The following is a 13,841-nucleotide window of genomic DNA, read 5'->3' on the forward strand; positions in this document are numbered from 1 at the left end:
TTGTATTTCTATTGTTGTTCCGGGAGCAGTTCGAGGAATTCCGCGTCCATCCCCCGGAGATGGTCGGCTATGGTTTTTGCGTATATCTCCGCCTGGTCGCTGCCTAGTTCGGCCAGATTCCTGGAGCGGAGGTGCAGGTATTCGCGGGCGTCGAAATCGAGTTCGGCCATGCCGAGGTGGCACAATGCGGCCTTCTCGCCCTGGCCCAGGGCCAGGAGCACGTCGCCCTTGACTCGCAGGGCTAGGTATTCGGCCCCGCCGCCCCCGGCGATGAGCGTGTCGCAGGCGGTCAGCGCCTCCGCGTATTCCTTTGTCTCGTAGAGGCAGATGGCCAGCCCCCGGATGGATTCCGTGTGGTCGGGCATGATCTCCAGGGCGCGCCTGAAATGGGGGACGCCCTGCTCGAACCGGCCGAGCCGTACCAGGCATTCCCCGGCCCAGAAGTCCGGCCCCATGACGCCCGGCGCGGCCTCGGCGCTCCGTTCGAAGTAGGGCAAGGCCTCCTCGAACTTGTCCTGCATGGCGCAGCACAGCCCCGCGTGGTGCAGCGCGCCCGCATGGGCGGGATCGATTTCGAGAATCTCACGGAACAAATCCAGACCGCGGACGTAGTTGCGGGCGTAAAGCGCGAGATTGGCCAGGTTGAAGCGCGGGTTGACGCTTTTCGGGTCGCGCTCGATGGCGGAGCGGAAGGCCCTTTCCGCCTCGGCGGGTTGTTCCAATTGCAGCAGGGCCAGGCCGAGTTCGTTATGCGCCTTGGCCTGCGTCGCGGACGGCATGTCGTCCGAAGCCAGGGCGTCGGTCAGGTATGCCGCCAATCCGGCATAGTCCCGCTCCGTCTTGAAGGCCCGGACGGCCTCTCCGAATCGTTGTTCGCCTATAAAATGTTGAAGTGCTTGCATTGTTTCCTCACTGTGAATGTATTAACAAACAGTGTGCCATAAAATATAATTAGTAATTATAATGTGTTATGAATACGACAAGCCGCGGATATATGCTGTTCCGTGGAATATGACGATTTGTATTGTGTTATTTCGCGTCAATACGTTATATTAAACGCATACGTGATCTATTGTTCACAAAGGAGAATCTGTAGTGGTTTGGACCAATTCCGACGATCTCGACTTTCTTCGCAAGACGATGGACTGCATGGCCGGGAGCTTGAATCTTCCGGAAGCCCTGGTGAATACCTTCGGCTATTTGCAGCGGCATTTCCCCATCGACGCCATATCGCTGCACCAGTATTCCGTGCCGTTGAAAAGCCTGAAGCTGTTCTTCCTGATAACCAAGGACAGGTTCCATTTCGTGGAAACGACGGTTCCCGTGGACGAGGCGCATATCCCCATACAGATCCTGCATCAAAGGGGGCTTGAGCTTTTCAAGTCGATTCCGTTGAACAGGGACAATGCGGTGACCTTCGCGCACAGCAAGGCGCTTGAGCCTTTTCTGCCCTACAAGGACCGCGCCTACCTCATCGCCATGATGCAGTCCGAGGAAGAGGTCATCGGCCACCTGTGCCTGATGGGCACGCATGTGGCCTGCTTCAACGAGGACCACCTGAAAAAGCTCTCCCTACTCGTCAAGCCGTTCACACTGGTCATGGCGAATCTGTTGAAGGGCAAGCGGAGCATCTATTTTCAGGAAAAACTGTATTCGGGCGGGGACCGGCCGGAAGAGGACTGCGGCCGTTTTCGGGACAAGCGCATCCTGGGCGAGCAGGCGGGGCTCAAGGCCACCATGGATACGGTCTACCAATTGCGCGGCAGCGAAATCCCGGCGTTGATTCTCGGGGAAACGGGAACGGGCAAGGAGCTTATCGCCGACGTCATCCAGCGCATTTCGCCCCGCAAGGACAAGCCCTTCATCAAGGTCAACTGCGGCGCCATACCTGATACCCTCGTGGACAGCGAATTGTTCGGCTATGAGAAGGGCGCCTTCACGGGGGCCACCGCCTCACGGCCGGGCAAGTTCGAGCAGGCGCACGGCGGCACCCTGTTTCTGGATGAAATCGGCGAGTTGCCCATGTCGGTGCAGGTCCGCCTTCTGCGCGTGCTTCAGGACAACGTGGTGGTTCGGCTGGGCAGCACCCGCTCCATTGCGGTGGATGTCCGGATCATCGCGGCCACCAACAGGAACCTGGAGCAGATGATGCAGGAGGGCACGTTCCGGGAGGACCTCTATTACCGTCTTTACGTCTATCCCGTTCGGGTTCCGCCGCTCCGCGACCGGCCGCACGACCTGCCTGAACTGATTCATTTCTTCGCCCAGCGGGCCTACGCCAAGCTAGGGGTGAAGGGATATCCCGTCGTGCCCACCCAGACGCTCCAGCGGATGCTCCAGTACTCCTGGCCCGGCAACGTCCGGGAATTGGAAAACCTGGTCAAGCGGGGCGTCACTATGAATCCTGGCGCTCCCCTGCTCCTGGAAAAGCTCCTTCCTGAGGACGAGGGGTGGTACCTCACCCCGGAAGAGGAGCCGAGTTATTTCGAGAAAACCATCGATGCCCGCGTGCAGGCCGCGTTGGACAGGCACCTTGCTTCGATGCACGGCCTCAAGGGCAGGGACGTGCCGGGTGTTGTTCTCCCCGTCGAAGTCGGAATGCGCACCCTCGCCGAGACCGTCACGGAAGCCATTCGCGCGGCCCTTGAACGCGCGGGAGGCAAGATCAGCGGTCCCGGGGGAGCCGCCGAGCTGCTGGACGTCAACCCGAGTACGCTGCGCAGCAAGATGCGCAAGCTGGGGCTCACGGAAACGTCGTCGGAGTAGGCGCGGAAGCCTTTCGCTCCACCGACCGCGCAAACATCCCTGCATGGATTGCCCGCGAGGCGGTGTTGAGAAATCGGGAGATGGCGGTATCGAAAGAAAGGAAAAGGGAAACGCCCTGGAAAGCGTTTCCCTTTTTCCTGTCGTCTGAGGCGATCCTAAAATCCGTACCGAACGTATTCCTTGTCCAGTCGGTTGATGAGCTGGGTGTATCGGTAGGTGCCCTTGATCTGGGCGTCCTCGATGGTCTTGTAGCCCATGTCGCGGCACTGCGGGCAGGCGTCGATGGGAATTTCGACGCCGAGGCAGAGCGGGCCGGAATCGGCGCGCGTCTCGACCTTGTAGAGGCCCCGGCAGTGCTTGCACAGGGTGACGGATTCCTGCTGGACCTCGTTGATGCCGTCGGTGTCGTAGTAGATCTGCTTGTGGCGGATGAACTTGTTGCCGGAGATGACGCCTTGGCGGCTGTCGTCCTTGGAAACGAACTTGGGCGGATCGAAGTAGAGCTTCGGAAGCTGTTTGCAGAGCTCCTCGATGTAGGCTGTGGTGCGCGCGTCCTGGCGGATGCGTTCGGCGTTGAAGTTGGGCTCGCGCACGTGGGAGTAGTCCACTCCGGCCATGGCCAGGCAGATGCCGAGGTTGATGTAGGGCAGGGCTCCCTGGATGGAGTAGCCGCCTTCGAGCACGGCGATGTCCGGCTTGAGCATGTCGTTCATGGCCGCGTAGCCGCCCGCCGAGAAGTTCATGTTGGTGATCGGGTCGGTGTAGTGGTTGTCCTGTCCGGCGGAGTTGATGACCAGGTCGGGCTTGAAGTCTTCGAGAATGGGCATGACCACGCGCTCGACGGCCATGAGGAACCCTTCGTCCGAGGTGCCGGGGGGCAGTGGGATGTTCAGGGTGCGGCCCATGGCGTTCGGCCCGCCCAGGTCGCGGGGAAAGCCCGTGCCGGGGTAGAGGGTCCTGCCGTCCTGGTGCAGCGAGATGAACAGGGTGTCCGGGTCGTGCCAGTAGATGTCCTGGGTGCCGTCGCCGTGGTGGCAGTCGGTGTCCACGATGGCGATGCGCTTGCGGCCGTATTTCTCCCGGATGCGCTCGATCATGATCGCTTCGATGTTGATGGTGCAGAAGCCGCGCGAGCCGTGGACCACCTTCATGGCGTGGTGGCCGGGGGGACGCACCATGGCGAAGGCGCGTTCGCAGACGCCTTCCATAATCATGTCGGCGGCCTTCATGGCTCCGCCTGCCGAGATGAGGTGGGAGCGCGTCGCCACGGAAGGCACGTCCGGGAAACAGAAATGGACGCGTTCGACGTCTTCGACCGAAGCCACGTCCGGTTTGTATTCGCTGATGCCCTCGATATCGAAGAGGCCTTCCTCACGCAGTTGGTCCTGGGTGTAGAGCAGCCGCTCCTGCCGTTCCGGGTGGGTGGGCGAGATGGCCCAGTCGAAGGCCGGAAAGAAAATGATGCCGAGGGAGTTCTTGGCTTTGAGCATGAGTTAGCACCCCTCTCCGAAGGTCTTGATTACGCCGGGACGGACCTGGCACTTGACGCGGATGTTCCGGCCCACCTGATCGTAGCCCTCGACCATGTTGAAGCTTGAAGCATGGGTGATCTGGGCGTCCTCGGACTTGAGGAACACGCCCATGGAATCGAGCTGCATGGTGAGCTGGTTGACGGCGTCGCGCTTGGCGTCTTCAAGGTCGTAGCCCGAGGGGACGTTTTCCCGGTACGACAGGGTGGGGATGAACAGGACGTGCCGCTGGGTGTCGGCGAAGAGCTCCAGTTCCCAGGTGGTCCGGGTGAGTGCCGCGCCGATGGCGTTGGCTACATCGAAGTTGGCGGGCACTTCGGTGGAAAGCTGGAAGCAGTCGCGGAGCTCGTCCTTGAGGGCTTCGGCCGGGCCGCCCATGAGGTAGACCTTTTTGGGGACGATCTTTTTGCCTTCGAGCAGTTCGTGGATGGTGTAGACGGGCTTGGAGTTGATCTCCTCCACCAGGTCGCGGGTGGCGTTCTGGATTGTCCGGGCGGCGTAGCTCACGGCGTCTCCGGCCAGCTTTTCGACGCTCAGGCCTCGGGCCGAGGCGAAGGCCTCCATGGCGGTCCGGGAAGCCTGAACGTCGCCCACGGCGCAGGCTCCCGCGCAGTTCAGGGCGTCGGTCAGGGTGACGTGTCCGCCGCCCAGGCAGACGGACGGGCCGAGCCGGTTGGGGCCGACGCGGACGTCTTTGCCCGCCACGGAGATGGCCGAGTCGCCGCCGATGCCGATGGAGTGGACCTTCAACGCGGAGACCAGGGTCGGGTGGGAGCCGATGTCGATGCCTTCGCGTTCGATGAGCGGCGCGCCGTCGGCGAAGACCGCGATGTCGGTTGTGGTGCCGCCGATGTCGAGGATGATCGAGTCGTGGAAGATGTCGGTCAGGGCGATGATGCCCATGACCGAGGCGGCGGGACCGGAAAAGATGGATTGCACGGGCATGGTCCGGGACTGGGGCAGGGGCATGGTCCCGCCGTCGGCCTTGAGGATGTTGACCTTGACCTTGGCCAGCCCCATGTCGGCCAGGGCCTTTTCCACGGCCGTGGCGAACTCGTTGTAGAGCCGCCAGACCGCGCAGTTGAAGTAGGCGGTCGCCACGCGGCGAGGAAAATTCAGCGCTCCGCCGAGCTGGTGTCCCAAGGTGACGAAGTCGGCGTGTTCGCAGACGTCCACGCTCTTGCAGTTGCAGATCGTGCGTCGGATGAGGTTCTCGTGGCGCGGGTTGCGGGTGGAGAACTTGGATACCGCGGCGAAGACGCGCACGCCGTTTTCGCGGCAGCGGTCGACGGCCTCGGCGAGTTGGCGCGAGGAGAGCGCGCGGACCTCGTTGCCCCGGTGGTCGATGGACCCTTCGATGACGTGAAAATCCCTGCAGGGCATGAAATTGTGCGGGTCGATGCCCGGCCCGGACGAGACGATGACGCCCACGTCCTCGGTCTTGTTCTGGACGATGGCGTTGGTGGACAGGGTGGTGGACAGGTTGAGCTGGGTGACGGCGTCCTTGTCCACCTTGCCGAGTATGACGGCCAGGGCCTCGGTGACCGAGGAGAGCAGGTCGTCATGCCGGGTGGGCACTTTGCATGAGGCCGCTACCGAAGGAACGTCCGTCAGGTCGATGGCGACCGCATCCGTGTGAGTGCCGCCCACGTCGATTCCTAATAACATTTCCACTCCGTATTTGTTCAGGCTTCCTTTCGGGGTAACCTCCTTGGGCGCGGCGCGCAAGCATCCATTCGGTAAGCGGTCGAATCCGGGCGGGGAATGGTCCGGTCGGTTTTCGCGGAAAGTCCGGGGCGGGTCGTTTGCCTTTCCCTGCCTTCTTCGTGTAGCGTGCGGGAGTCACAAGGAAAATCATCGCGAGCCGGTCCGGCCCGCTTGAAAAGGAGCGTTTCCATGAGCAGGATATTCATAGCTGGCGCTGCCGGGAATCTCGGTTCGGCGCTGATCGATACACTTGCCGACAAGTCCGAAATCGTGGCCGGGGTGCGCTCCCCGGAACAGGGACAACTTCTGGCCGGGAAGGGCGTGGAGGCGAGGGTGTTCGACTTCGCGGACAAGGAATCCATGGTCGCGGCCATGGCCGGGTGCGACCGCATGTTCCTGGTCATTCCCATGCAGGAGCGTCTGGCCCGGTTCGGGCGGCTGGCCGTGGACGCCGCCAAGGAGGCCGGCATCGGGTATATCGTCCGGTCCAGCCGGTACGGCGCGTCTTCGGACGCCCATTGGCGGCTGGGGCGGGAGCAGGGCATGGTGGATCAGTTCGTGGAGGATTCCAAAATTCCGTTCACGGTGCTGCGGCCCAACACCTTCATGCAGAATTTCAGCGCCTTCCTCGCCCCCATGGTCAGAACCGGGACCATCGCCCTGCCCGAGGAGGACTACAAGGTCAGCTACATCGACGTGCGCGACGTCGCGGCCTGCGCGGCCCGGCTGTTCAAGGACAACGAAGGGTTCACGGGCGGCTTCTACGCCATGACCGGCCCCCAGGGGCTGACCCTCTCGGACGTGGCCTCGACCATCGCCGAAGCGGCCGGAATCAAAGTGGAATATGTTTCGGCCGACGAGGATGCGTATATTGAAAGCCTGGATGCGGCGGGCTTGCCCGAATGGAACCGGAACATGCTGGTCAGCCTGAGCCGGGTGATAAAGCTCGGCATGATGGGCAACGTGACCCAGGCCGTGGAATACCTGACGGGCGTTCCGGCGAGGTCCTTCGCGGCCTTTGCCGAAGAAAACGCGGACGCCTGGAGATAGCGTGGTCGGGCTCAAGGGGCGGGAGGAGCTGCTTCGGATCATCAGGGCCATTTCGGCGGGCGGCCCGGCCGACGGGATTCACGCCCTGACCGGACCGGAATACGACCCGGATATCCAGGAGCTGGCCGAGGCCGTGGCCGTGATGCTGGCCAAGATCGAGGCCAGGGAGGACCGGCTGGAACAACTGCTGGACAAGATCCGCCGCGACACCGTGAACACCATCACCGCTGTCGCGCACGCTCTGGGCGCGCGCGACGCCTACACCGAGGGGCACGGCGAGCGGGTGGGAGTCTACGCCCGGCGGCTGGCCCAACGGCTTGGGCTGCCCGCCGACGAGGTGGAGCGTATCCGTATCGCCGGGACGCTGCACGACATCGGCAAGATCGGCTTCAGCGACCGGATTTTCGCCGGAGAGGACACGCCCCTGACCAGGGAGATGGTCGACGAAATCCACCGCCACCCGGAATGGGGCCGCGACATTCTCAAGAATCTCGATTTCCTCGGCCCGGCCCTGGAATACGTCTACGCCCATCATGAGCTCATGGACGGATCGGGCTATCCGCGCGGGCTGGCGGGGGAGGCCATCCCCCTGGGCGCGCGCATCCTCTGCGTGGTCGACTATTTCGACGCCATGACCACGAACCGGCCCTATCAGCGGGGCCGCTCGCCGGAGGAGGCCTTCGGCATTCTCCGCCGCCTGGCCGGGTCCACCCTGGACGCGGCCCTTGTGGAAGCCTTCATCCTCGAAGTGGAGACGGGCGGCATGGCGGGCGCGGCATGACCGAGACCCTGGAGCAAAAGGTCGCCCGGGTCCTGCGGGACCACATCGAACTGGTCCCGCCCGATCCGGCCTGGCCCCGCCAGTTCGAGGAGGAGAAGGCCCGTTTGCTCGCCTGTCTGCCTCCGGGGCTCGTGGTGCGCGTGGAGCACTTCGGCAGCACCTCCATCCCCGGCATATGGGCCAAGCCCGTGGTGGACATGCTCGTGGAGGTCGCGGACCTGGACCGGGCCCGGGAAGAGGCCATACCCACCCTGGAGGGGCTCGGTTACGACGGCTTCTGGCGGCCCCAGTCCGGGGGGGCGACCCCGCCGCACTATCCCTGGTTCATCCGGCGCGGTCCGGGTGGGGAGCGCACCCACCACATCCACATGACCGTGGCCGACTCCACCCTGTGGGAGGGGCTGGTCTTCCGCGACTATCTCCGCGCCCATCCGGATGCGGCGGCGGACTACGAGCGACTCAAGCGGGACCTGCTGGCCCGCCATCCCGGCGACCGCGTTGCCTACACGCGGGGCAAGTCCGAATTCCTGCGCGGGATCGCGGACCGGGCCGAGGCGGAGCGCCGACGGCGGGACCGCGTCCCCCCGGAAAAAGGCTGAATTCTCCCTTTGCCCCTTTGTTCAGGGCGAACGGTGGGTTGCCCGCGACGGCCCTCGCCGGGCCGGAGTTGCCCGCACGATTATCGTTGACTTTTCGGTGCAGACACTTAGTTTCTCCTTCGGAGAGAGACTTGCGGATGAAGCTTATTCTGATTCTTGCCTGCCTGTTTGTCGCGCTTTTGCCCGACCAGGCCCTAGCCTGGGGACCTGGGGTGCACTTGGCCCTGGGCAACGCCGTGCTCGGCAACCTTGGCTGCCTGCCTCCGTTGCTGGCCGCTCTCCTGGCGCGCCATCGCGAGGCGTTCCTCTACGGCAGCCTGTCCGCCGACATATTCATCGGCAAGGGAACCCGGATCAAGCCCGGCCACAGTCACAACTGGGTGACGGGCTTCAAGCTTCTCCGGTCCGCCCCGGAACCGCGCGTCACGGCTTACGCCTACGGCTACCTGACTCACCTGGCGGCCGACGTTGTGGCCCACAACTATTTCGTGCCCAATTCCCTGGCCGACATGCGGTCCGGCTCCAAGCTTTCGCACGTGTACGTGGAGGCCCAGGCCGACCGCCGTTTCCGGCATGAGCATGAGACCGCACTGGCCCTGCTCCGTATGCCCAATCGCGCCCAGGACGACACCCTGCTTTCGGCGATGCACCGCCGCCGACTGCCTTTCCTGGTCAAGAAGCAATTGCTCAAGGGAAGCCTTTCCCTGACCGGACGCAAGTCCTGGACCGATTCTCTGCGGCTGGCCGATCGCCTCCTCCATTCCTCAAGGGTCAACCGCGGGCTGGACGAGATGTTCTCCCTGTCGAAGAACCTGGTCTTCGACTGCCTGAACAGCCTGGATCGCTCCCCGGCCGTGTCCTTCGATCCCATCGGCAGCGGCAACCTCCGGCTTGTGCGCGAGATGCGCCTCAAACGGCAGGCCGTGGCGCAGTTCGTCCCGGACGAGGATTTGCTCTCCATCCCGCGTCCCGCTGCGGACAGCGGGCAGCCCGTTCTGGGGCGAGTCGGGAGCTAGCCGCGCGGGAATCGGGCGATCCGTTCCATTTCGACCGCCATTTTGCTATGCTTGTATCCATGCTGCGCAAAAAACGGCTGCAATAACGGATAACTGTTCTCATGCTCAAACGCATCGCCTACCTTATCCCTCCGCTGATCGGCATATTTGTCGCCGTGGTCGTCTACGTGGGCTACCGCGCGGATCGGGACAATTACGCCCAGTTGGTGCGCGGCAAGGTGGTGCAGACCATCAACGGGAGCAAGGCGAGCCTTGACGCGTCCATCGATGCGGGCGTTCATCTGGCCGCCGCCCTGGAGGCGTTTCTTCAGGTCTCCCCGGAATTGGACCAGGCGCAGTTTGTGGTGTTGGCCGAAGCGTTGTTGGCGAACATGCCAACGGTGCGCTCTCTGCAACTCGCCCGGAACGACACCATTTCCCATACCTATCCTTTCTGGAATACCAACGGCGTGATCGGAACGGACCTGAACAAGATCCAACCCGTGCGTGTGCTGCTCCAGCGGGCCAAGGTCTCCGGACGGCGGCAAGTGATGATCCCTGACGGACACGCCTTCGAGCCGGAGGAGATAGTCCTCCTGGCTCCCATATTCCTCCCCGGAGATGGGGCCCCTTCAAACTATTGGGGGGTCGCCTGCGTCCACCTCGACGCCTTGACGCTGTTCCGGAGCGCGGGCATCGGCGTGTCGGGCGGCGTCCTCCTGGCCCTGCGCGACAAGTCCCCCCAGGAAGGACAGAATCCCATACTTGCGGGCGATCCCGTCGTCTTCGACATGGCCCCCGTAGTCCGGGGCATATCCGTCCCCTCGGGCGAGTGGCTCCTGGCCGGAGCCCCCGGGGGAGGCTGGCAGGTTTCACCCCGCCGCAACCTGATCCTCGTCGTCGGCCTTCTGGCCGTGGTGTTCATCCCGGCCACGCTGTGGGCCATTGTGGTCATCGTCATGGGGCGCCTCAAGGACCGGGAACGATACTATCAGCTCGTGCACAGCGCCAAGTCCATCATCCTGCGCATCAACATGGACGGGGACATAGTTTTCTGCAACGAGTACGCGGAGGACTTTTACGGCTACGCGCCCGGCGAGCTCATCGGCAAACCCCTGGTGGGCACCCTGGTCCCGCGCAAGGCTCTGGAAGGGCGGTCCATGCGCCGTTACCTGGACAGGCTGCTCCTCGATCCTTCGGCTCATCCCTTCAACGAAACAATGAACTTGCGCCGCAACGGCGAAATCGTATGGGTGGCCTGGGCAAACGATTCGGTCCGTTCCAAGGACGGGGCGACCATCGGCCTGCTCTGCGTGGGAACCGACATCACCGACCGCAAACTCATGGAAGAGGCCCTGCGCCAGCGCGAAAAGCAGTATCGGCTTCTGGCCGAGAACGTCACGGACATCATCTGGGGGCTGGATGCGGACTACCGCTTTACCTACGTGAGCCCATCGGACGAGGTCGTGCGCGGTTTCAAGCGGTCCGACGTCCTGGGACGCCATATCGAGGACTTCCTCACCCCCGTCTCCAGGACCCGTTTTAAGGATATCCTTCGCGTTCTCGACGATCAGGCCGATACCCAGGGGCCTCTTACCTCCGTCACCGAGGACCTCGAGTTCACCTGCTTCGACGGCGCTTCCGTTTGGCTCGAATCCCATCTCGGCATCCTTTTCAACGAAGAAGGTGTGCGTATCGGCCTACAGGGCGTCAGCCGCGACATCACCGACCGCAAGCTGGCCGAGGCCCTGCGCGAAGACGTGGAACGCATGGCCCGTCACGACCTCAAAACGCCGCTGGGCGCGGTGATCGGACTGCCCGAGGAAATACGCCGACGCGGCAATCTCGACGCGGGGCAGGAGACCATGCTCGCCACCATCGAAAACGCGGGCTCCTCCATGCTCGAACTCATCAACCGCTCCCTGGACCTCTACAAGATGGAGTGCGGCACCTACGTCCTCGACCGGACCACCGTGGACGTTCTCGACGTGCTCGAGCAGATCAAGGCCGAATCCCTGACCCATATCAGCGGGAAGGGGATCAGCGTGGGCATCGAGGTCCTTGGCGGCGAGGTGGCGGGAGTCCTGCCCGTTTCCGCCGACGCCGAGCTCTTCCGTTCCATGCTCTCCAATCTCGTGAGCAATGCCCTGGAAGCCTCTCCCGAGGGCGGGTCGGTTTCCATAGTCCTCGAAAAGCGCAACGGGCTGACCATCATCATCCGAAATCAGGGCGAGGTGCCCCTGTCCGTGCGCGAAACCTTTTTCGACAAATATTCCACTTCCAGCCCGGCGCGGGGTTCCGGCCTCGGCACCTACTCGGCGCGCCTCATCGCCCGCACGCATGGCGGCGACATCTCCGTGGAAACCGGCGCTCCGGGCGAGACCAGCGTCATCATTACCCTTCCGCAATAGCGGGGGGCAGGGCGCTGCCCTGCAACCCGCCGGGGCGCGGCCCCGGACCCCGCCAAAGAACCCTTTGAAAAGGGTCCTCTGGACTCTCCCAAACTTTTTGGCGCCGCTTCGCGGGGGTGTCGGACGCGATGGTTTTGGGTGATGTCGAAGAGGTTGTTTGTCTTTTTTATTTTTGGAGGAGGCGGGCCGATTCGTATTCCAGCATGGCGGAAGGGATTCTGTCTCGGTCTTCCTTCGCGTAGGGGGCGATGGGGGGGGCAGGCGGTGCTCTGGTCTCTCAAAAGGAGACCGCCGGGCAGGCGTCCCTTCGGGAAATGCCTACCGGCGGTCATCTTGGCGTCAGGCGTGGAGTTTCTGCATGAGCCAGGCCATGTTGTCGCCGAGGATATCCATGGTGAGCATCCCTTCCTCGTCCTTGAGGACTTCACCTTTTTCGCGTCCGAAGCCCATGTTCCAGTAGCGGGAACCGGGAACGATCATCTGTTGGATGAAGAAGAAGGAGTTGAGGGTGTTGAAGGTCTGCATGGCTCCGCCGCGCCGGGCGGCGACGATGGACGCGCCGACCTTGCGGGCGAACATGTTGCCGTTGACCAGGCCGACCATTCCGGCCCGGTCGATAAGGGCGCTCATTTCGGTGGTGATGGTGGCGAAGTAGGTGGGCGAGGCGAGGAGGATGCCGTCGGCCGCGTCCATCGTCTCAATACATTCATTGACGAAATCGTTTTTGACGGCGCAGCGGCGGTCCTTGTTTTCGGCGCACTTGTAGCAGGCGATGCAGCCGTGCATCTTCTTGCCGGCCAGTTCGATCATTTCGGTTTCGATGCCCTGGGCTTCCAGTTTGGCCAGGACGCGCTTCGTCAATTCGGCTGTGTTGCCGCCCTTGCGGGCCGAGCCGTTGAACGCGACGACTTTCATGGGGCGTCTCCTAATAGGTGTTGTAGTGGACCCGCTTCGGATTGAAACGGCTTTCGGACTTCGGGCGTTGCGCGGGCCAGCCGATGGGGGCGAAGCCGAGGGGAATGACGTGTTCGGGGATGTTGAACATCGCCCGGTATCCCGCCACGCGTTCCTCCTTGGGGTAGATGCCGGTCCAGACCGCGCCCAGGCCGAGGGCATGGACGGCGAGCAGCAAGTTCTGCATGGCTGCGGCGCAGTCCTGCACCCAGTAGCCCGGATATTTTTCCTTGGTCAGGTCGCCGCAGACGATGATGCCCACCTGCGCCTGCATGACCATTTTCACGTATGGGTGCAGATCGGCCATGGCGTCGAGCCGTTCCCGTTCATTGATGACGATGAACTGCCACGGTTGTCCGTTGCCCGCGCTGGGAGCCATCATGGCGGCTTCGAGGATTTGGCGGACCATTTCCTCGGACACGGGCTTGTCTTCGAATTTTCGTACGCTGCGCCGGGTGCGCAGGGCTTCCAGGGTCTCCATATTCATCCTCCGGGTTCGGGGTGGGGAGCGTTGTTTATCTTAATGATGTTTTCTGCTAATGGGGAAGAAATTTCAAGTACGCACTTCGAAGTTCTATAGTAACCAAAAATATACCATTAGGTCGACGGGCTCCGCGGCATCGTCGGACCGGGAGAAGGACCATGAGCGAAGCGTGTTCCCTGAAGGTTTGCGGCGAAAAGAAATACTATTGCAGCGTGGAATTGACCCTTCAGGTCATTGGCGGCAAGTGGAAGCCGATCATCATTCACAGGTTGGGTTCCGAGGGGACCATGCGTTTCAGCGAGGTCAAGCGGTCCATCCCGAACATCACCCAGAAGATGCTGACCCAGCAGTTGCGCGAGTTGGAGTCGGACGGTGTGGTCCGGCGCGAAGTGTATGCGCAGGTTCCGCCCAAGGTCGAATATTCCCTGACCGAATTGGGGGAGAGCGTCATGCCGGTCATCGGCAATCTCTGCCGCTGGGGGGAGCGGTACGAGGAGTGGTTTGCCCGGCGGCCGTTCGAGAGCGGGACCGAGCGGAAGGGGATTTCCCTTTTCTCGCGGTAGGC

General features: G+C 62.7%; 12 protein-coding genes. 7 read left to right on the top strand and 5 right to left on the bottom strand.

Annotated elements, in window-relative coordinates; translation table 11 throughout:
- Window positions 1-8: 8 nt before the first annotated feature.
- Window positions 9-902 (bottom strand): tetratricopeptide repeat protein, encoded by an 894-nt coding sequence (locus PSN43_RS01830; protein ID WP_272699007.1) that lies wholly within the window; start codon window positions 900-902, stop codon window positions 9-11.
- A gap of 193 nt (window positions 903-1,095) precedes the next feature.
- Here PSN43_RS01830 and PSN43_RS01835 point away from each other — a divergent pair, with 193 nt between their 5' ends.
- The gene (locus PSN43_RS01835; protein WP_272699008.1) at window positions 1,096-2,766 is read left to right on the top strand and encodes a sigma-54 interaction domain-containing protein; all 1,671 of its coding nucleotides are present in this window, start codon (window positions 1,096-1,098) and stop codon (window positions 2,764-2,766) included.
- A gap of 155 nt (window positions 2,767-2,921) precedes the next feature.
- Here PSN43_RS01835 and PSN43_RS01840 read toward each other — a convergent pair whose 3' ends face one another.
- Both PSN43_RS01840 and PSN43_RS01845 read right to left on the bottom strand, forming a co-directional pair.
- Complete coding sequence (locus PSN43_RS01840; protein WP_272699009.1) at window positions 2,922-4,256, bottom strand: histone deacetylase family protein; 1,335 nt, start codon at window positions 4,254-4,256, stop codon at window positions 2,922-2,924.
- A gap of 3 nt (window positions 4,257-4,259) precedes the next feature.
- On the bottom strand, window positions 4,260-5,963 hold the full coding sequence (locus PSN43_RS01845; RefSeq protein ID WP_272699010.1) for a hydantoinase/oxoprolinase family protein: 1,704 nt from the start codon (window positions 5,961-5,963) through the stop codon (window positions 4,260-4,262).
- 228 nt (window positions 5,964-6,191) lie between these two features.
- On the opposite strand from PSN43_RS01845, the gene PSN43_RS01850 reads away from it, so the two are divergent.
- The 5 genes from PSN43_RS01850 (at window position 6,192) to PSN43_RS01870 (ending at window position 11,838) form a co-directional block, all read left to right on the top strand.
- Entirely contained in the window at window positions 6,192-7,052 is an 861-nt protein-coding gene (locus PSN43_RS01850) for an NmrA family NAD(P)-binding protein (RefSeq protein WP_272699011.1), read from the top strand.
- A 1-nt stretch (window position 7,053) separates the two neighbouring features.
- Window positions 7,054-7,833 (top strand): HD-GYP domain-containing protein, encoded by a 780-nt coding sequence (locus PSN43_RS01855; protein WP_272699012.1) that lies wholly within the window; start codon window positions 7,054-7,056, stop codon window positions 7,831-7,833.
- Window positions 7,830-8,432, top strand: a complete 603-nt coding sequence (locus PSN43_RS01860; protein WP_272699013.1) for a GrpB family protein — start codon at window positions 7,830-7,832, stop codon at window positions 8,430-8,432. The genes PSN43_RS01855 and PSN43_RS01860 overlap by 4 nt, the downstream gene beginning before the upstream one ends.
- A gap of 137 nt (window positions 8,433-8,569) precedes the next feature.
- Complete coding sequence (locus PSN43_RS01865; RefSeq protein WP_272699014.1) at window positions 8,570-9,448, top strand: zinc dependent phospholipase C family protein; 879 nt, start codon at window positions 8,570-8,572, stop codon at window positions 9,446-9,448.
- Window positions 9,449-9,549: 101 nt separating this feature from the next.
- On the top strand, window positions 9,550-11,838 hold the full coding sequence (locus PSN43_RS01870) for a PAS domain S-box protein (RefSeq protein ID WP_272699015.1): 2,289 nt from the start codon (window positions 9,550-9,552) through the stop codon (window positions 11,836-11,838).
- Window positions 11,839-12,177: 339 nt separating this feature from the next.
- Here PSN43_RS01870 and PSN43_RS01875 read toward each other — a convergent pair whose 3' ends face one another.
- Both PSN43_RS01875 and PSN43_RS01880 read right to left on the bottom strand, forming a co-directional pair.
- Entirely contained in the window at window positions 12,178-12,753 is a 576-nt protein-coding gene (locus PSN43_RS01875) for a flavodoxin family protein (protein ID WP_272699016.1), read from the bottom strand.
- 10 nt (window positions 12,754-12,763) lie between these two features.
- Window positions 12,764-13,273, bottom strand: a complete 510-nt coding sequence (locus tag PSN43_RS01880; RefSeq protein ID WP_272699017.1) for a nitroreductase family protein — start codon at window positions 13,271-13,273, stop codon at window positions 12,764-12,766.
- A 161-nt stretch (window positions 13,274-13,434) separates the two neighbouring features.
- Here PSN43_RS01880 and PSN43_RS01885 point away from each other — a divergent pair, with 161 nt between their 5' ends.
- On the top strand, window positions 13,435-13,839 hold the full coding sequence (locus tag PSN43_RS01885) for a winged helix-turn-helix transcriptional regulator (RefSeq protein WP_272699018.1): 405 nt from the start codon (window positions 13,435-13,437) through the stop codon (window positions 13,837-13,839).
- Window positions 13,840-13,841: the final 2 nt, after the last annotated feature.

Source organism: Desulfovibrio sp. Fe33, from assembly GCF_028532725.1.
Classification (GTDB): Bacteria; Desulfobacterota; Desulfovibrionia; order Desulfovibrionales; family Desulfovibrionaceae; genus Pseudodesulfovibrio.